The organism is Brevundimonas sp. FV2ps16 (assembly GCF_058681075.1).
In genome coordinates, this window is record NZ_CM178728.1 from 1,708,634 (window position 1) to 1,725,507 (window position 16,874).

The following is a 16,874-nucleotide window of genomic DNA, read 5'->3' on the forward strand; positions in this document are numbered from 1 at the left end:
CGTTTTCCTGACGAAAGCGCTGGGTGCGATCGACCTCCCCGATACCCACCGCCGCGTAACTGGCGGGGGAAAAACTATAGGAATGGCTTATGACTCCCAGGAATTTCGCCCGTATGGGCGGCGTTGCGCTGACCACCGCCCTGCTGGCCGGCGTCGCCGCTCCGGCTATGGCCGGCTCGTTCTACGTGCAAGAACAATCGACCCGCGGCCAAGGCCGCGCCAACTCAGGCGAGGGCGCCGACAAGGGCGTTCAGTCGCTGTGGTGGAACCCCGCCGCCATCGCCGGAACCGAACGCCAGGTCTATGGCGGCATGCACGGCCTGATCCTGGATTCCGACGTCGATAATCGCGGCTCCACCTTGACCTACAATGTTCCAGTCGCCGGCGTCGGCGTCGTCAGCAACACGACTGCGGTCAATGGCGATCCGCATGTTCACGAAGTCGTCGAAAGCGGCATCGTGCCGAACTTCGCCGTTTCGATGCCCGTCGGCGATCGCTTCAACATCGGTATGGCCGTTCAAGCGCCTTACAATTTCACCACCAAATATGAGCCCACCGACTTCGCCCGCTATGACGCCCTGACGTCGGAGCTGCGCTCGGCCAACGTCAGCTTGGTGGCGGCGATGACGGTCACGGACTGGCTGGACCTCGGCGTCGGCTTTGACGCTCAGTACGCCAAGGCGACCCTTTCCTCGGCCCTGCCGAACGTAGCTCTTCCCGTCGCTCTGTCCCCGGCCTATGTCCTCTCGCCTTCGACCGACGGCCGCAACCAGCTTGAAGGCGACGGCTGGGACTATGGATGGAACGCCGGCGCTCAGATGCATTTCGGCAAGCTGGATCTGGGCCTGTCCTACCGCTCCGAAATCGAGCATGAGCTTGAAGGATCGGTGAACATCTCGGGCCTGACGGGCATCTTGGCCGGCGCGAACGTCTCCGCCGACGGCGGCGCCAGCTTCAACACGCCCTGGTTCGCGACCGCCTCGGCTCGCTACGCCGTCAACGACCGTCTGACGCTGAACGCTCAGGTCAATCGGATCGGCTGGAGCGAGTTCGACGCCATCCGCGTGGCCTACACCGGCGGCGGCTCGACCATCGTGCAGGACTATGACGACGTCACCACCGGCGCGATCGGCTTCGACTACAAGATCGATCCGACCATGACGGTCCGCGCCGGACTCGGCTTCGACCCGACCCCGACGCCGGACGATCACCGCACCGCTCGCATCCCGGACGGCGACCGGTTCCTCTACACCGCCGGCCTGTCCAAGACCGTGGGCTCGATGACCTTTGACGGCGCTGTGACCTATATCGACATCGATACGGCCACGATCAACGATACCCGTGACATCTACGGCAACGGCCTGGTCGTCTCCACCCTGCGCGGCGAGGCCCAAGGCCAAGGCGTCGGCTTCTCGATGGGCGCGACCTGGAACTTCTAAGGTCGACAGCCATCGGCTGATACGAGAACGGCGGCTCCTGTTCGGGGGCCGCCGTTTTTTAATGCCGATTGGAGGGCTGTCACCTCAGGCCAAGCCAAACTCAGGGCTGGCGCTTGAAGGTGTCGCCGATTTCGGTCGCGTCGGGGCCGTCCGGTCCAGCGCTGTGTCGCTCTTGCTCGCCGACCATTTTGACGTCGGCCTCCGGCGTCAGGGCGTCCGGCTTGCCCAAGGGTTCGGCGCCGTTTTTCTCTCGGCCTTCGGTCTGGTTGCGGTCCATTGGAATCTCCCTTGCTGTGAAGGGAGCGCTGAGAAGGGGGGAGGGTTCCGTCAGCTCCCCGTATCCACCTTCGCCACCACCGACATGCCGGGCGCCAGCCGGTCCATGCCCGCCTGACCCGGCTCGATGCGGATGCGCACCGGAATCCGCTGGGCGACCTTGGTGAAATTGCCGGTGGCGTTGTCGGGGCGGATGACGCTGAACTCGCTGCCGGCGGCGGGGGCGATGCGTTCGACGCGGCCGCGCAGGGTCTGGCCGCCCAGGGCGTCGACGGTGATCTCGACGGGCTGGCCGATGCGGATGTCGCGCATCTGGGTCTCCTTCATATTGGCCGTGATCCAGACCGTGTCGGGGACCAGGCCCAGCAGCTGGGTGCCGGCGGTGACATACTGGCCCTGGCGCACGCCGATCTCGCCCAGACGGCCGGGGCGAGGGGCGATGATGCGGGTGTTGGCCAGGTCGATCTGAGCCAGGCGGACGGCGGCCTGGGCGTTCTCGACCGAGGCGGCCAGGCTGTCGCGGTTGACCACGGCGGAGGTGACGCCGGTCTGGGCCACGCCCTCGGCGGCCTGGGCCTGGGCGAGCTGGGCCTGGGCGCTGCGCAGGGAAGCGACGGCGATGTCCACATTGGATTGCGACACCCAGCCGCCGGCCTTCAGCGTGCGGGCGCGGTCGGCGTCGGCCTGGGCGCGGGTCAGGGTCGCCTGGGCGGCGGCGATGGCCGCGCGCTGCTGCGCCACCGTGCCGCGCGCCGAGGCCTGGGTCTGGGTCGAGTTGGACAGGGCCGCCTCGGCCGAATGGAGCGCCGCCTCGGCCTGTTCGAGGCGCTGGCGGTAGGTTCGGTCGTCGACCTGGGCCAGCAGTTGGCCTTGCTGGACCGTCTGGAAGTCCTGAACCGGGACCTGGACCACATAGCCGCCGACCTGGGGGCTGATGATCGTCACCTGGCCGCGGACGTAGGCGTTGTCGGTGCGCTGCACATGGCCGGTGAAAGGCGGCAGCCGCCAGGCGTAGAGGACCAGGCCGACGGCGAAGACGGCGACGATGGCCGCCACCACGGCCCAGAGGACGCGCTTGCGGGGTTCTGGCGCGGCGGGGGCGGCAGGGGCGGGCGGAGCGGAGGGGGCGGGGGCTGTATCGGTCATCGGGTTCGGGGCTTTCGGGGATCAGTCGGCGGCGGCGGCGACAGTTGCGGCGTCGGCGTCGGGGGCGGCGGCGGGCGGGGGCGTGTTTCGGGCGTCGCGCCGGGCCTGGCGTCGTGCTTGGCGTCGGGCCTTGATACGGGGGCGCAGGTGGACGACCGTGACCCAGGCGCAGCCCAGGCCGGCGATCGCGGCGATGATCAGGAAGACGTCGTTATAGGCCAGGACATTGGCCTGCTGGGTCACCTGGCGGCTCAGCAGGGCCGCGCCCTCGGCGTTCAGCAGGGCGGGGTCGGTGATAGTCGACGCATAGGCGCCGGACAGCTGGCGCAGGCGCAGAACCACCTGGGGATCCAGGCTGGTGATATCGGCGGCCAGCTGGTTCGAATGGAACTTCTCGCGCACCACCTGGATCGTGCCGATCAGGGCCGAACCCGCCAGGCCGCCCAGATTCTGCAGCACGCTGAACATGACGATGAAGCTGATGATGTTGCGCGCGCCCTGTTGCAGCACCTTGCCGACGCCGATCAGCAGGGCCGGGCCGACGAACATGGCCGAGGCGAAGGCGACCAGGGCCTGGCTGACGTAGAGCTGGGCCGGGCGGGTCAGGACGGTGGCGTGGCTGTCGATGAAGGCGCCGAGGGCGATGAGGCCCAGCGCGATGGCGATGGGCTTGTTCAGCTTGGCCATGTTCAGGGTCAGGGCGCTGACCGCCGTGCCGGCCATCATGGCCAGCAGGATGACCAGGAACAGGCCGTGCAGCTGGTCCGGGCCCAGACCGACCACGGTCAGGAAGCCCACCGCGCCCGAGGTCTGTTCGGACAGGGTGATGCGGATCAGGAGGATGGCGCCGAACAGGCGCAGGATGTCCGGCCCGGTCAGCCAGCGGACGTTGATCAGCGGATTTTTGCGGTCGTACTCGATCATCAGGGCTGCGGTCAGCAGGAGGATCGCCCCCGCCAAAGCCCAGCCGATCCAGGCGGCCTCGGTCCACCAGACGATCCGGCCCAGGCCCAGAACGGCGGCCAGCAGGGCCACGCCGGGGGCGAACAGGGCGAAGGTGAGGAAGTCCAGCGGCTCGAACAGTTTCAGTCGCTCGGACGGGGGCAGGCGCAACACCTGGACGGCGGCCCAGGCCAGCAGCGCCATGCCCAGTTCGAAGGTGTAGAAGGCGCGCCAGTCGTCCAGCTGAAGCAGGCTGGGCATGATCAGGCGGGCGATGGGGACGGCGAAGCTGGACAGGCCGATGCCGATCACCAGGCCCTTCAACCGGTGCCGGGCCGGGAAGGCCTGGATCATATAGAGGAAGCCCAGGCTGGACAGGCCCGCCGCCGCCGTACCGGCCACGGCGCGGACGAACAGGGTGGACTCATAGTTGTCGACCGCCAGGTGGGCGGCGCAGGTGACGACGAAGGCGGTCAGGCAGATCTGGGTGAACAGGCGCAGGCCGTACTGCTGTCTGAACTTGAACAGGATCAGGTTCATGCAGGCGTTGGTCATGACGAAGACGACCGGCAGCCAGGCGGCTTCGCTGGGGGTGATACCCAGAGAGCCCTGAAGACTGGTCAGATTGGCCGTAACGGCCGCATTGCCCAGACTGCCGACCAGGGCCACCAGGACGCCGGTCAGGGCGTACTGAAGCCTCAGCCAGGCCGTATGGTCGGGCGTGGCGGGCGAGCCGGGCAGGGTGGGGCGCTCGTGGGGTTTAAGCGTGGCCAGATACTGGTCCCACGGCAGATGCCAGTTGTGATCGGCGCGACGGGCCATCAGGACGCCTCGGCCCGGGGGCGCAGGCCGTCCAGAAGGATGGCGCGGGTGCGCTGGGACACTGCCTGACGCTCGGCTTCGTCGGCGCCCTGGAAGCCGGCGCCCAGCAGGGTGGCGATCAGGCGGATGTCCATCGGCCTCAGATCCTTTCGCGCCAGCCCGGCCGCCTGGGCGCGTTGCAGAGGGGCGGCGCCCGCCTCCATCAAGCTTTGCCGCAGGGGGGTAAGCGCATCGGGCGAGCGCACGTTCCGGACCAACCCCGCCAGACCGGCGTTGCGGATCATGTCCTCGGCCAGCCGATCGAGAAACCAGAAGAAGACTTCGGGGGCCTCACCCTGTTCGGCGGTGCGGCGGCCCAGGTCGGCGACGTCGGCCTCGAGCACGGCCAGGGCCAGTTCGGTGCGGTCGGCGAAATGGCGGTAGAGGGTGCCGCGTCCGACGCCGGCCTTTTCCGCAATCAGGTCCAGCGGCGCGTCCAGACCCTGGTCGGCGAAGACCGCGCGCGCGGCCTCAAGCAGGGCGGCGTGGTTGTGGACGACGTCCTTACGGACATGTTTGAGGGCGGAGCGCGACATGATGACGCGCATAAATGGACATGGGTGTCCGCTTTGCAAGAGGCCGTTCGAAGGTCCCTCTCCCATCGGGAGAGGGCTTGAGCGCCTGAGAGCGTAGCGATCAGTCTTGCGCGACCCGAAGGGCGGCGCGAAGCAGCCAAAGGGTGAGGGGCACGGTGGTGCGAGCTGGCCCACCGGCGGACCCTCATCCGGCCCTTCGGGCCACCTTCTCCCCATGGGAGAAGGAAGGGGCGTTTACAGCCCCTTCTCCAACACCACGAAATCCAGCTCCGACCGGGGCGGATCGACGGGGAAGGGGCGGGTCTCGCCGGTGGGGCGGTAGCCGCGCCGTTCGTACCAGGCGATCAGTTCTGCGCGGCGGTGGATGACGGTCATCTCCATGCGGCGGGCGGCGAAGCGGGCGACGGCCTCGGTCTCGGCGGCGACCAGCAGGCAGCGGCCCAGGCCGGAGGCCTGCAGGGTCGGATCGACGGTCAGCAGGCCGAGATAGGCTCGGTCCTCGCCGACGCGGGCGACCTGGACGCAGCCGATCAGGGCGTCGTCCCGATGGGCCAGCAGGATGACCCGGTCGGGATCGGCGATCAGGGACGACAGTTCCTCGGCGCTGGTGCGGGTGTCGAACAGCAGGTCCGCCTCGTGCGTCCAGCCGGCCTTGGCCGTCTCGCCGCGATAGGCGCGTTCGATCAGGGGATGAAGCGCGGCGACGTCGTCGAGTGTCGCCGCGCGAAAGGCGATCTCGCTCACCTGGAAACGCCCAGCTCCCGCACCAGATGGTCCATGCCATAGACGTCGCGCAGAGCGACGGTCACCGCCTGGGTGGTGACGATGACGCTGCGGTTGACGGCGCGATCGTAGCCGTAGGCGTTGCGCTGGGTCAGGACGGTGGAGTCGAAGTTGGCGCCGATGATCTCGCCCCTTGCGTTGATCGCGGGCGAACCGGATGAGCCGCCGATGGTGTCGGTCGAGACGGCCATGTCCATGACGGCGTTCGGGTCGATCCGTTCCTTGGCCGCCAGCAGCTTGGGCGCGACGGCGAAGGGCTCGGCGCCCGTGGCGCGGTCCCACAGGCCGGCGAAGGTGGTGAAGGCGGCGAACCGCTGGCCCGGAACGTCGGAGCCCTCGACCTGGCCGTAGGTCAGGCGCAGGGTGCCGGTGGCGTCGGGATAGACGGCGTCGCCATAGGCGGCGAAGCGGGCGGCGGCCAGCTGTTCCGAGGCGCGGTCGGTCGGGGCCTGGACCCGCGTCTCCCAGGCGTCGCGGACGGCGCGGGCGTCGGCGTCGATCGCCAGGGCGTATTGGATTATCGGATCGGTCGAGGCCTGAACGGCGGCGAGACCGCCGGTCCACAGGGCGCGGCGCACCGTCGGGTCGGCCAGGGTCGTGCCGGCGACGAGGCGGGCCGACAGATCCTCGGGGCTTTCCTTGCCCAGCAGGGTGCGGACCGAAGGGTTGTCGACCGTCAGCCATTCGCGGGTCTTGGACAGCCACCATTCCAGCCGGATCTGCTCCAGCTCGGGATAGGTGGGGCGTTCGGCGAACAGGCGGGATTCGACGCCGGACAGGCGGCTGTCGGCGAACTCGGGCAGGCGCTGGTCGGACGGCTTAGCCCGCTCCTGGGCGCCGCGCACCAGGGTGCGGGCATAGGCGAACAGCTGTGACCCGCCGGCGACCGAGGTCGTGCCCAGGCCCGTGCCGCCCTCGAGCAGGGCCATGGACGGATAGAGTTCACGGGCGACGGGCTGGACCGTGCTGAGGCTGGTCCAGGGATCGACGCCGGAGGCGGCGGCGCGGGCGCGGAAGTCGGCCTCCTGTTCGGCCTTCCTGGCCATGAAGGCCGGATCGATCAGGGCGGCCATGCGACCGCGCCCGCGCTTGTAGGTGTTCTCCAGGCTGACGATGGGGTCCATGGCGATGAAGGCCTGTTCCTCTCCCTCCTCCGAGTAGCGAATCAGCCGGCCGCGCAGCTCGGAGGCGATCAACTGGTCCAGCGGCAGCACCACATCGCGGATGGTGGTCAGCTGGTCCATGGTCAGCAGGCGCTGGGTCGAGCCGGGATTGCCGGAGATGAAGACGGCCTCGCCCTGCGTCGGCTTGTTCGGGTTCCAGGCGAAATGGGTCGGGGTCGCGACCGGCTGACCGTCCTCGTACAGGCGGATGAAGGCCGCATCGATGGCGAAACGGGGGAAGGAGAAGTTGTCCAGGTCGCCGCCGAATGTGGCGGCGCGATCCTCGGGCGCCCAGGCCAGGCGGACGTCGGAATATTTGCGGTACTTGTAGAGCTTGAACTGACCGCCCCGGTACAGGCTGACGACCTGGCAGCGGATCTTGGGGTCGTTGCCGCAGGCTTCGCTTTCGATCCGGCCGGCCTCGGCGTCGCGAGCCTGGGTGAAGGCCTGGCCTTCAAGCCCGGCGCCGGCCTTGTGCATCCGCTCGGTCACGTCGCTGATGTCGGTCAGGATTTCGGCCGTGGCGCCGGGGCATTTCAGCTCTTCCTCGCGCGACTTCGGCAGGAAGCCGGTCTCGGCGTAGTTGACCTGGGGCGTGGAGAGGTTGGCGACGCAGGTGGCGACGCAGTGGTTGTTGGTCATGACCAGGCCCTGGCCCGAGATGACGCCCGCCGAACAGCCGCCGAACTTCACCGAGGACAGACGGACCCGGTCCAGGAAGGCCTGGTCGATGTCGGTTCCCAGCGTCTGGTTGGCGCGGGCGATGGGGAAGTTGTCGAAGGTCCACATGCCTTCTTCGGCGGAGGCCGAGGAGGCGGAGGTGAGGGCGATGACGGCGGCGGAGGCGAGAAGGGCGAGGCGCATGGGGGTGGTCCTTGAAGTCTCCTCCCCATCGCTCCGCGATGGGGAGGTGGCGCGGCGCTTCTTCAGCGCCGTGACGGAGGGGCTCTTCGATACATGACAGGCGCCGGTGGGTGGTGAAGAGCCCCTCCACCCCCGGCTCCGCCGGCGGTCCCCCTCCCCATTCGCAAGAGGCGAATGGGGAGGAGACGTTGTATCTTACCGCCGCACGCCCAGTTCGCGCAGCAGGCGCGGCTGGTTGTAGACGTTACGCAGAGCCTCGGTGATGGCGGCGGTGGAGACCGTGACGGTGCGGTTCAGTTCGCCGTCGTAGCCGTAGCTGCCGCCCAGCGAGTGGATGTTGCCGTCGAAGGCGGCGCCGATGACTTCACCCTTGGCGTTGATTACGGGCGAGCCCGAGTTGCCGCCGATGATGTCGTTGGTCGAGACGAAGTCATAGACGGTCGACTTGTTGACCTTGCCCTCGGCCGCCATCCAGTCCTCGGCCGCGTTGAACGGCTCGGCGCCGGTGTTGCGCTCGTACAGGCCGCCGATGTGGGTGAAGGGCGTCACCGTCACGCCGCGATAGGTCCAGCCCTTCACCTGGCCGTAGGACAGGCGCAGGCTGAAGGTGGCGTCGGGGTAGAGGTTGGCGCCGTAAACGGCGAACCGGGCCTGGGCGATTTTCTCGCCGGCGCGGCTGGTCGGACCGGACACGGCCGATTCCCACTGGGTGCGGATCGCCTGGGCCGAGTCGTCATTGGCCATGACGAAGGCGATCAGCGGATCGCCCGAGGCCGCCAGCTGTTCCGGCGTCATGGCCAGGGCCTGGGCGCGGAAGGCGGGATCGGCCAGGCGGGTGCCGTCCACCAGGCGTTCAGCGATCTGTTCCGGGCTTTCCTTGCCCAGCAGGGCCTTCACATCGGCATTGTCGACCGTCAGATATTCGCGGGTCTTGGACAGCCAGAAGTCGAGATAGATCTTCTCGAGATCGTTGGAGATCGGGGTCTCGGTCGCCAGGCGGCGACCCAGGGCGGCGATGTCGGCGTCCGAATAGCCGGCCCGGCGTTCGGCGACCGGCTTGGCGCGTTCCTTGGCGGCGCGGACGATGGCCTTGGCGTAGCTGTACAGCGACGAGCGCTGGCCGGCGGCGGCTTCCAGCTGGCGGTAGGGCAGGTAGAGGTCGCGCTGGGCAGTCGAAACGCGCTCCAGCTCGGCCCACGGGTCGCCGATGGTCTGGGCCAGGGCCGGGTCGGCGGCGACGCGCTGACGCAACTCCTGTTCAGCCGCCCGCTTGGTCGCCATGAAGGCCGGGTCGGTCAGGGCGCCCTGCTGGCCGTAGTTGACCTTGAAGCCGTTCTCCAGGCCGAAGATCGGATCGACCGAGACGCGCTTGGCCTCTTCACCCGTCGTCGAATACTCAAGCAGGCGGCCGCGCAGTTCAGAGGTCTGGATCAGGCTGATCGGCAGTTGCTGGTCACGCAGGACTTCCAGCTGGGCCATGGTCAGCAGGCGCGAGGTCGAGCCGGGGTTGCCGGCGACGAAGGTGACGTCGCCTTCCTTGGGCGCATTGGGGTTCCAGGCCAGGTGGTTCGGCGTGGAGACCGGCTTGCCGTCCTCGTAGGCGCGCAGGAAGGCGGCGTCCAAGGCATAACGTGGGAAGTTGAAATTGTCCGGGTCGCCGCCGAAGAAGGCGGCCTGAAACTCGGGCGCGAAGACCAGGCGGACGTCCTCGTACTTGCGGAACTTGTACAGCTTGTACTGGCCGCCGCGGTACAGGCTGATGACCTGGCAGGTCAGCTTGCGGTCGTCGCCGCAGACTTCCTTCTGGATCTTGTCGATCTCGGCGGCGCGGGCGCGCACGAAGGCGGCGCCCTCAAGCCCTGCGCCGGCCGCGACGACGCGGTCGGTGACGTCTGTGATGTCGGTCAGGATCTCGGCCGTCTGGCCGGGGCATTTCTTCTCTTCCTCACGGGTCGCGGGCATCCAGCCGTTCTTGACGTAGTCGTTCTGGGCGTCCGACAGATCCTGGACGCAGCCGACGACGCAGTGGTGGTTGGTCAGGATCAGGCCCTCGCCCGAAACCAGCGAGGCCGAGCAGCCTTGCAGGCGGACGGCGGCGTTGCGCACCCGGTCCAGCCAGGCCTGGTCGATGTTCGTGCCGTATTTCTCGTTCACCGTCGCGATGGGGAAGTTGTCGAAGGTCCACATGCCCTCGTCGGCGCGGGCCGGCGTGGCGGGGGCGGACAGGACGACGGTCGCGGCGCCCAGGGCGGCCAGCGAAGCGGTGAGACGAAGGGACGGCAACGACATTCGGGGGTTTCCTTCAGAGGGCGGAACGCGCTGTTCCGTCTGTTATCTTGTAACTAGCGCTGCTTCGCTAGCGTCACCAAGAGGCTGAGACCGCCTTAGTGGCTCGTTCCATTCGGTGCAACGCGGCGAACTGGCAGCCTTACCCCGATTTAACTTGGCGGTGAGGTCTCGCTCGCTCAGATAGACAGACGTATCGGGGGTTTATCGACGACCATGTCGCTTGCGCTATCTACGCTGCTGTTCGAGTGGCGCCGCTATATGGCGGCGGTCATGGCCCTGGCCCTGTCCGGGCTGCTGGTCCTGGCCATGACCGGTGTCTTCATCGGCATCGGCAAGGGGTTCACCGCGACCATTGAGCGGTCGGGCGCCGACATCTTCATCATGCAGCCGGGCGCCAAGAGCTTGATTGGCGGCCCATCAGGCGTGCCGCGCCGGTTCATTCCGCTGGCGTACAACCACCCAGAGGTGATCGAGGTCATGCCGCTGGACGGCGCCGGGGGCACTTTCCAGAACATCAAGAACGTCGATCCGACCAAGAGCCAGGCGGACAACGCCAGCCAGGGCGCGCCGCGTCAGAAATTCGTTCAAGCCAGCATCATCGACACCCGTCCGGGGTCGGTGACCATCCCGACCGACTATTCCCAGGAACTGGTCGACGCCCTGCGCCAGCCCTACACCGTGGCGGTGGATGAGACGGCGCTGTCGACCCTGGGCGTCAAGCTGGGGGACAAGGCGCTGTACAACGGTCAGACGGTGACCATCGTCGGCGTGACCCGCGGCTATCCCAATATGATGCAGCCCGGCGTGGTGATGTCGCGCGACACCCTGCGGATGCTGGGCCAGGCGGACACCGGACCGCGCGTCGGACCGCTGATGGTCAAGCTGCGCGATCCGGCCCGCGCGCCGATCGTCGTCGCCCAACTGAATGAGATGGGCGACGGCCAGTGGAGGGCCTGGACCAAACAGCAGCTGGCCGAGGCGAACGCCGGCGCCATGTTCGAGGAAGGCATTCTGGTCATCATCATCGGCGGCTGCGTCGTGCTGGGGATCATCATCGGCGTGGCCATCACCTGGCAGACGCTGCGCGGAGCCATCATGGCCAATATCAAGGAGTTCGCCTCGCTGCGGGCCTTGGGCGTGGGCATGGGGTCGCTGCGACGGATCGTGGTCGAGCTCAGCTTCTGGGTCGGAGTAGTGGGCGTGTTCGCCGCCATCTTCCTGACCTGGCTGGTGTCATTGCTGGCCATGGCGGGTGCGGTCATCATCGCCCTGCCGTTCAGCCTGCTGCTGGTCGTCGGGATCGGCCTGATCCTGATCTCCATGGTGTCCGGCCTGCTGTCGCTGGGCATCCTCAAGAACAGCCAACCGGCGGACCTGCTGCGATGAACGACATGTCATTCGGTCACACCAAGGTTCACGGCAAGCACGGCGATTTCGCCATCGAGGCCAAGGGTCTGGTCAAGCGGTTCAAGTCGGGCAAGTCCTGGGTCGAGGTGCTGAAGGGCGTCGATTTCGACGCCAAGCATGGCGACCTGACCATGGTCATGGGACCCTCGGGGTCCGGCAAATCGACCCTGATTGCGGCCCTGTCCGGTCTGTTGCGCCCCGAAGAGGGGCGGGTGGACGTGCTGGACGTCGATGACCTGTGGAAATACTCGTCGGGACGGATCGACAAGTTCCGCCTGGATAACTGCGGTTTCATCTTCCAGGGCTTCAACCTGTTCCCGGCCTTGACGGCGCTGCAGCAGGTCGAGACCGTGCTGAAGTTCCAGGGGTTGAGCTCGGGCCAGGCCAAGAAGCGCGCCACGACGGCTCTGGAAGAGGTCGGCCTGGGCCATCGCCTGCATCAGCGGCCCGCGGCCCTGTCTGGCGGCGAGAAACAGCGGGTGGCCATCGCCCGCGCCCTGGCCAAGGATCCCAAGATCCTGTTCGCCGACGAACCGACCTCGGCCCTGGACGGCGAGAACGGCCAGGTCGTGATCAAGTTGCTGCGTCGCGCCGCCACCGAACACGGCGCAGCCGTGATCTGCGTGACCCACGACCCGCGCCTGGAGGCCTGGGCCGACCGGGTCATCCATATCGAAGACGGCAAGATCCTGGACGATCAGCGCCGCATACCCGATCCGAACGCCATCCTGGCGTCCCACTGAACAACGACGAAATCCCTTAGGACGATACGCCCATGCCCGGCTTTCTGAAGAAAAAACGCACCTGGATCGGCCTGTTGCTGGTCATCGTGCTGGTGGTCGGCTTCATGCTGTTCCAGTCGGCCGCCAAGACCAAGAAGGTCGAACAGGAGAAGGCCGCCGCGACCAAGGTCGAGAGCCCCTATGCGGCCATCGCCAACGGCAAGGTCGATGTCGAGGGCGGCATCATCCAGATCGCGGCCCGTCGCGGCGGCATCGTCCGCGAGGTTCTGGTGCAGGAGGGCGACACCGTCGTCGCCGGCCAGATCCTGGCGCGCCAGGAAGACGACGAGCCGCGGCTGGAGGTTCAGAGCGCCCAGGCCGCCGTGGCCCAGGCCGAAAGCCAGTTGGCTCAAATCCGCGTCGACATCCGTACCGCCCAGCGCGAGCGCGACCGTCTGCAACGACTGGTCGCCACCAACTTCGTCGCCGCCCAACGCATTGACCAGGCCGACGACCAGATTGCTGTGGCACGGGCCCGCCTCGGGTCGCAGACGGCGGCGGTGCAAACCGCGCGAGCCCAGCTGGATCAGGCGCGTTATAATCAGGAGCTGACCATCATCCGCGCGCCCACCAACGGTCGGATCGTGCGCCGTTACGCCAACCCCGGCGCGGGCGCTTCGACCCTCAACGTCTCCAACATGTTCGATCTGGAGCCGGATGCGCCGCGCATCGTCCGCGCCGAGGTGGTGGAAAGCGACTTGCCCAACCTGCGCGATGGCCAAGCCGTTGAGATCACGCCGGAAGGCGACACCAGCAAGGTCTATATCGGCGCGGTGATGCGTCGGGCGGCGGTGTTCGGGGCCCGCAAACTGGCCTCGGACGATCCGTCGCAGCGCACCGACGAGCGCGTGGTCGAGGTCGTAGCCTCGGCCGGCGACGCGCCGCTGCTGATCGGCCAGCGCGTCCTGGTCAAGTTCATGAAGCCGGGCGAGACCGCCGGGGCCAAGCGCGCGGTCGCGGCCGGCGTTGGTCCGAACCAGGCGATGCGCGCCCAATAAGGAAACGGATCAGCGGCCGGTGAAATCTCCCGGCCGCTTTTCCAGCACGGCCGCGACGCCTTCCAGGTGGTCGTCGGTCATATGGGCCAGGGCCTGCATGGCGGCCGACAGCTCCAGGATCTGCTCGAAGGTCTGGTCGCGGCCCTGACGCATCAGGGTCTTGGCCATCCGCAGGGCCTGGGGCGGCTGGGCGGCGATTTCACCGGCGGTGATCAGGGCCTCGTCCATCAGCCGTTCGTGGGGAACCACGCGGTTGACCAGGCCCCAGCGCTCGGCCGTCTCGGCGTCGATGCTGCGGCCGGTGAACAGCATTTCGGCGGCGCGAGCGTAGCCGACGTCGCGCGGCAGCCGCCAGGCGCCGCCGTCGCCGGGGATGATGCCCAACTTCAGGAAGGGCACGCCGAAGCTGGCGCGGTCCGACGCGATGCGGATGTCCGCCGTGGCGGCGATGCCGCAGCCCAGGCCCATGGCCGGGCCGTTGACGGCCGAGATCAGAGGGATCTCGAGGTCATAGAGGGACCGGACGATCCGGTGGACGACGCGGCGATAGCGGGCGCGAATCTCGGCGCCCGAGCCTTCGAACAGATCGCGCCGGTCGCGCATGGCGGTCAGATCTCCGCCGGCCGAGAAGGCCCGCCCGGCACCGGTCAGGACCACGCATTTGACCGTCATGTCCGCATTGGCGCGGGCGCAGGCCTCGGCGAACTCGTCGCCGTCGCTCAGGTCGGGCAGGGCGTTCAGCCGAGCCTCGCGGTCCAGCGTCCAGATCAGGATCGCGCCCTGTCTGGTTTCGGCGATCAGGCCCATCTGTCGTCTCCTCGGTTCGTCCCGTCATCGGACGCCGACGCCGCGTCAGGCAAGTCCAGAATTGCAAAAGCCCCGGCGAGGGGCCGGGGCTGCTGCACGTCAGGCTTTCGAGGCCGTCAGCGTTTCTTGGGCGTATAGGGTACGAAGTTGGACGGGTGGCTGACCACACGTCCCGAGTTCGACGGCATATGCCGACTGTTGACCAGCATCCCGCCCCACAGGGCGAAGGACATCATGGCGTGTTGGAGGTTACGCTCCTTATCGTTCATCTTGGCGTCTCCTTTCCCAGAACGATGAAAAGAGACGCGTCGTACCTTTGGGAATCTCACCCTCAGTCGTTTCGCGTCAGAGGCCAATATAGCCAGTTTTGAGTAAATTGCAAATTTTTCAATCAGGAAACGGAGTATATTTCTTGATGGTGTCACATTGAGCGAGCCGCCCCCGCCTGGACCGCAAAGACCAGGGCCGCCAAAGGCGATCGCCACCCCCTGCGTCATGGTGTGCGCGGTGGACGGCGCCAGCGGCCTGTGCCTGGGATGTTTCCGCAGCTTGAGCGAGATCGCCGGCTGGCGGGCGTTGAGCGATGCGGAACGGGCGGCGGTGATGGCCGAACTGCCGTCCCGACGCGACCGCATCGACCCGGCCAAGCTGGGCTAGGGCGGACCGGGCTTTAAGGTTTCGTCAGCCAAGTCGTTTCACGCCATTCCAACCCCCGGCGGATATGCAGGGAGCATGATCCGTATCGACCTTCAGTCCGTCGCCGTGTTGAGCGTCGCCCTTGTGGCCTCGTTCGCGACCGCCCTGACGATCCGTCACCTGGACGGGGGCGACGCCGCGATGGCGGCTTCGACAGAGATGGCCGCGCCGGCTTCAGGGATCGCGACCCAGGTGGTGAAGGGGCCGGACGGCCATTACTGGGCTCAGGCCAAGATCGACGGACGGGCGGTTCAGGTGCTGGTGGACACCGGCGCCACCGTCGTGGCCCTGACCCGCGCAGACGCGCGCCGGCTAGGCGTCGATCCGGAGCCGGAGGCCTTTACGGGCAAGGTTCAGACGGCGTCCGGCGTGGTTCGCGCTGCGCCGGTCGAGCTCAAGTCGATCTCGGTCGCCGGGGTTCGGGTCGATAATGTCGAGGCCTTGGTCGTCGAGGAAGGCCTGGCCTATTCGCTGTTGGGCATGAGCTATCTGGGCCGCCTGTCAGCCTTCGAGGCGACGCCGACCGGGCTGACGCTGCGCCCCTGAAACGGGTTCAGAGATCCCGCATCTGGCGGCGGGCCTCGTGGAAATACTGCCAGCCGGTCCACAGGGTGATGACGGCGGCGAACCAGATCAGGAAGACGGCGAAGGATTCGAACGCCGGCTGCCAGGCCAGGGGCGAACCGTCGGGATACTGAAGCCCGAAGGCGCCCCACAACAGCGTTAGCTGAAGCGCAGCCAACGCCACCATCTGCACCGTGGTCTTCCATTTGGCGGCCAGGGTGACGGGCAGTTCGATCCGGCCCGCCATGGTCTCGCGCAGAGCCGAGACCGCGAATTCGCGGAACAGGATCAGGCCGCAAGGCAGGGCGATGCCCGGCAGGGACCCGGACGCCAGCACGCCCAGGATGGCGCCGGTGATCAGCACCTTGTCCGCGATCGGGTCCAGGATGGCGCCCCAGCGGGTGGTCGAGTTCCAGCGCCGGGCCAGGAAGCCGTCGACCCAGTCGGTCGAGGCGGCGATGACGAAGATCCAGAAGGCCCAGACCCCGAACTTCAACTGAACCTCCGGCGACAGCCAGGCGTCCAGCGCACCCGGCGCCGCCCCGGCCATCATGGCGAACATCACCACCCCGGCGAACAGGCGGATGCCCGTTAGGATGTTGGGAATGGGGTTGGCGCGGTGGGCGGTGGTCATCGTCATGTCCGTTGCAACGCGCCGGGTGTGGCACGGTTCGGCGATCACGCCAACGGTTCGAACCTCGGCTTGTTCGTCAGGGCGCGCAGGACGCCGTCGGCGATGCCGAAATGCAGGCCTGTCAGGGTCAGTTCGCCGGCGGCCTCGCGCTCGGCGATCCAGGGGAAGGTACGAAGATTTTCGATCGACAGGCGGACGACGGCCTCTTCGGCGGCGCCCTCGACCTGGTCTTCGGACACTTCCTCGGCCACGCGGCGGACGACGGCCGAGCCCTGGGCGACCCAGGGGGCGACGAAGTCGGCGCAGGTGTCGGGCGCGCCGTTCAGCATGGCGTTGACCCCGCCGCAGTGGGCATGACCCATGACCACGATGCGGCGCACGTTCAGAACCTTGACCCCGAACTCCAGCGCCGCCGACACCCCGTGCAGCAGGCCATCGGGCTCATAGGGCGGGACCAGATTGGCGACGTTGCGCACCACGAACAGCTGGCCGGGCGCGGCGTCAAAGATCAAGGCAGGGTCCGCACGGCTGTCGGAACAGGCGACGATCAGGGTGTGCGGCTTCTGGCCCAGCTCGGCCAGGGCTTCATACTCAGCGCGGGCGGCGGGCCAATGGTCGCTGCGGAACCTGCGATAGCCAGCAGTCAGTTCGTCGTCGATGTCGCTCATGAGGCGCCTGTAGCGCTTT

17 protein-coding genes are annotated in these 16,874 nt (G+C 67.5%); 6 read left to right on the forward strand and 11 right to left on the reverse strand.

Annotation, left to right across the window (positions count from 1 at the left end; translation table 11 throughout):
* Positions 1–89: 89 nt before the first annotated feature.
* Positions 90–1,439, forward strand: coding sequence for an OmpP1/FadL family transporter (locus tag ACW170_RS08265; RefSeq protein ID WP_492086265.1), 1,350 nt, complete (start codon positions 90–92; stop codon positions 1,437–1,439).
* 100 nt (positions 1,440–1,539) lie between these two features.
* On the opposite strand, the gene ACW170_RS08270 is transcribed toward ACW170_RS08265, so the two are convergent.
* The 7 genes from ACW170_RS08270 to ACW170_RS08300 form a co-directional block, all read right to left on the reverse strand.
* Positions 1,540–1,716, reverse strand: a complete 177-nt coding sequence (locus ACW170_RS08270) for a hypothetical protein (RefSeq protein ID WP_492086266.1) — start codon at positions 1,714–1,716, stop codon at positions 1,540–1,542.
* 50 nt (positions 1,717–1,766) lie between these two features.
* Positions 1,767–2,861, reverse strand: a complete 1,095-nt coding sequence (locus ACW170_RS08275; protein WP_492086267.1) for an HlyD family secretion protein — start codon at positions 2,859–2,861, stop codon at positions 1,767–1,769.
* 21 nt (positions 2,862–2,882) lie between these two features.
* Entirely contained in the window at positions 2,883–4,625 is a 1,743-nt protein-coding gene (locus ACW170_RS08280) for an MFS transporter (RefSeq protein ID WP_492086268.1), read from the reverse strand.
* The gene (locus ACW170_RS08285; RefSeq protein WP_492086269.1) at positions 4,625–5,200 is read right to left on the reverse strand and encodes a TetR family transcriptional regulator; all 576 of its coding nucleotides are present in this window, start codon (positions 5,198–5,200) and stop codon (positions 4,625–4,627) included. The genes ACW170_RS08280 and ACW170_RS08285 overlap by 1 nt, the downstream gene beginning before the upstream one ends.
* A gap of 234 nt (positions 5,201–5,434) precedes the next feature.
* Positions 5,435–5,944 carry a GNAT family N-acetyltransferase gene (locus tag ACW170_RS08290; protein ID WP_492086270.1) on the reverse strand — a complete coding sequence of 170 codons (510 nt, stop codon included), beginning with the start codon at positions 5,942–5,944 and terminating at the stop codon, positions 5,435–5,437.
* The gene (locus tag ACW170_RS08295) at positions 5,941–8,010 is read right to left on the reverse strand and encodes a S46 family peptidase (RefSeq protein WP_492086271.1); all 2,070 of its coding nucleotides are present in this window, start codon (positions 8,008–8,010) and stop codon (positions 5,941–5,943) included. Before ACW170_RS08295 ends, ACW170_RS08290 begins: the two co-directional genes overlap by 4 nt.
* Before the next feature lie 195 nt (positions 8,011–8,205).
* Complete coding sequence (locus tag ACW170_RS08300) at positions 8,206–10,299, reverse strand: S46 family peptidase (RefSeq protein ID WP_492086272.1); 2,094 nt, start codon at positions 10,297–10,299, stop codon at positions 8,206–8,208.
* Positions 10,300–10,512: 213 nt separating this feature from the next.
* Here ACW170_RS08300 and ACW170_RS08305 point away from each other — a divergent pair, with 213 nt between their 5' ends.
* From ACW170_RS08305 to ACW170_RS08315, 3 genes are read left to right on the forward strand one after another with little or no spacing between them, the layout of a single operon-like run.
* Entirely contained in the window at positions 10,513–11,685 is a 1,173-nt protein-coding gene (locus tag ACW170_RS08305; RefSeq protein WP_492086273.1) for an ABC transporter permease, read from the forward strand.
* Positions 11,682–12,449, forward strand: a complete 768-nt coding sequence (locus ACW170_RS08310) for an ABC transporter ATP-binding protein (protein WP_492086274.1) — start codon at positions 11,682–11,684, stop codon at positions 12,447–12,449. The genes ACW170_RS08305 and ACW170_RS08310 overlap by 4 nt, the downstream gene beginning before the upstream one ends.
* Before the next feature lie 32 nt (positions 12,450–12,481).
* Positions 12,482–13,486: an HlyD family secretion protein gene (locus ACW170_RS08315; protein WP_492086275.1), complete on the forward strand. Its 1,005-nt coding sequence runs from the start codon at positions 12,482–12,484 to the stop codon at positions 13,484–13,486.
* Between the two features lie 9 nt (positions 13,487–13,495).
* Here ACW170_RS08315 and ACW170_RS08320 read toward each other — a convergent pair whose 3' ends face one another.
* Positions 13,496–14,293 (reverse strand): crotonase/enoyl-CoA hydratase family protein, encoded by a 798-nt coding sequence (locus ACW170_RS08320; RefSeq protein WP_492086276.1) that lies wholly within the window; start codon positions 14,291–14,293, stop codon positions 13,496–13,498.
* Between the two features lie 116 nt (positions 14,294–14,409).
* Complete coding sequence (locus tag ACW170_RS08325; RefSeq protein ID WP_183196055.1) at positions 14,410–14,562, reverse strand: hypothetical protein; 153 nt, start codon at positions 14,560–14,562, stop codon at positions 14,410–14,412.
* A gap of 226 nt (positions 14,563–14,788) precedes the next feature.
* On the opposite strand from ACW170_RS08325, the gene ACW170_RS08330 reads away from it, so the two are divergent.
* Together ACW170_RS08330 and ACW170_RS08335 are read left to right on the forward strand one after the other, a co-directional pair.
* Positions 14,789–14,950: a DUF1289 domain-containing protein gene (locus tag ACW170_RS08330; RefSeq protein ID WP_492089158.1), complete on the forward strand. Its 162-nt coding sequence runs from the start codon at positions 14,789–14,791 to the stop codon at positions 14,948–14,950.
* Positions 14,951–15,025: 75 nt separating this feature from the next.
* Positions 15,026–15,535: a retropepsin-like aspartic protease family protein gene (locus tag ACW170_RS08335; protein ID WP_492086277.1), complete on the forward strand. Its 510-nt coding sequence runs from the start codon at positions 15,026–15,028 to the stop codon at positions 15,533–15,535.
* Positions 15,536–15,542: 7 nt separating this feature from the next.
* Here ACW170_RS08335 and pgsA read toward each other — a convergent pair whose 3' ends face one another.
* Complete coding sequence (gene pgsA / locus ACW170_RS08340; protein ID WP_492086278.1) at positions 15,543–16,187, reverse strand: CDP-diacylglycerol--glycerol-3-phosphate 3-phosphatidyltransferase; 645 nt, start codon at positions 16,185–16,187, stop codon at positions 15,543–15,545.
* Between the two features lie 44 nt (positions 16,188–16,231).
* On the reverse strand, positions 16,232–16,855 hold the full coding sequence (locus ACW170_RS08345; protein WP_492086279.1) for a carbonic anhydrase: 624 nt from the start codon (positions 16,853–16,855) through the stop codon (positions 16,232–16,234).
* Between the last annotated feature and the right edge of the window lie 19 nt (positions 16,856–16,874).

What these genes read in the sequence shown, in the direction of transcription:
- pgsA (WP_492086278.1), bottom strand. Translation starts at nt 16,187, where the DNA reads ATGACCACCGCCCACCGCGCCAACCCCATTCCCAACATCCTAACGGGC.
- ACW170_RS08315 (WP_492086275.1), top strand. Translation starts at nt 12,482, where the DNA reads ATGCCCGGCTTTCTGAAGAAAAAACGCACCTGGATCGGCCTGTTGCTG.
- ACW170_RS08295 (WP_492086271.1), bottom strand. Translation starts at nt 8,010, where the DNA reads ATGCGCCTCGCCCTTCTCGCCTCCGCCGCCGTCATCGCCCTCACCTCC.
- ACW170_RS08270 (WP_492086266.1), bottom strand. Translation starts at nt 1,716, where the DNA reads ATGGACCGCAACCAGACCGAAGGCCGAGAGAAAAACGGCGCCGAACCC.
- ACW170_RS08305 (WP_492086273.1), top strand. Translation starts at nt 10,513, where the DNA reads ATGTCGCTTGCGCTATCTACGCTGCTGTTCGAGTGGCGCCGCTATATG.
- ACW170_RS08330 (WP_492089158.1), top strand. Translation starts at nt 14,789, where the DNA reads ATGGTGTGCGCGGTGGACGGCGCCAGCGGCCTGTGCCTGGGATGTTTC.
- ACW170_RS08275 (WP_492086267.1), bottom strand. Translation starts at nt 2,861, where the DNA reads ATGACCGATACAGCCCCCGCCCCCTCCGCTCCGCCCGCCCCTGCCGCC.
- ACW170_RS08300 (WP_492086272.1), bottom strand. Translation starts at nt 10,299, where the DNA reads ATGTCGTTGCCGTCCCTTCGTCTCACCGCTTCGCTGGCCGCCCTGGGC.
- ACW170_RS08320 (WP_492086276.1), bottom strand. Translation starts at nt 14,293, where the DNA reads ATGGGCCTGATCGCCGAAACCAGACAGGGCGCGATCCTGATCTGGACG.
- ACW170_RS08280 (WP_492086268.1), bottom strand. Translation starts at nt 4,625, where the DNA reads ATGGCCCGTCGCGCCGATCACAACTGGCATCTGCCGTGGGACCAGTAT.
- ACW170_RS08310 (WP_492086274.1), top strand. Translation starts at nt 11,682, where the DNA reads ATGAACGACATGTCATTCGGTCACACCAAGGTTCACGGCAAGCACGGC.
- ACW170_RS08335 (WP_492086277.1), top strand. Translation starts at nt 15,026, where the DNA reads ATGATCCGTATCGACCTTCAGTCCGTCGCCGTGTTGAGCGTCGCCCTT.
- ACW170_RS08265 (WP_492086265.1), top strand. Translation starts at nt 90, where the DNA reads ATGACTCCCAGGAATTTCGCCCGTATGGGCGGCGTTGCGCTGACCACC.
- ACW170_RS08345 (WP_492086279.1), bottom strand. Translation starts at nt 16,855, where the DNA reads ATGAGCGACATCGACGACGAACTGACTGCTGGCTATCGCAGGTTCCGC.
- ACW170_RS08325 (WP_183196055.1), bottom strand. Translation starts at nt 14,562, where the DNA reads ATGAACGATAAGGAGCGTAACCTCCAACACGCCATGATGTCCTTCGCC.
- ACW170_RS08285 (WP_492086269.1), bottom strand. Translation starts at nt 5,200, where the DNA reads ATGTCGCGCTCCGCCCTCAAACATGTCCGTAAGGACGTCGTCCACAAC.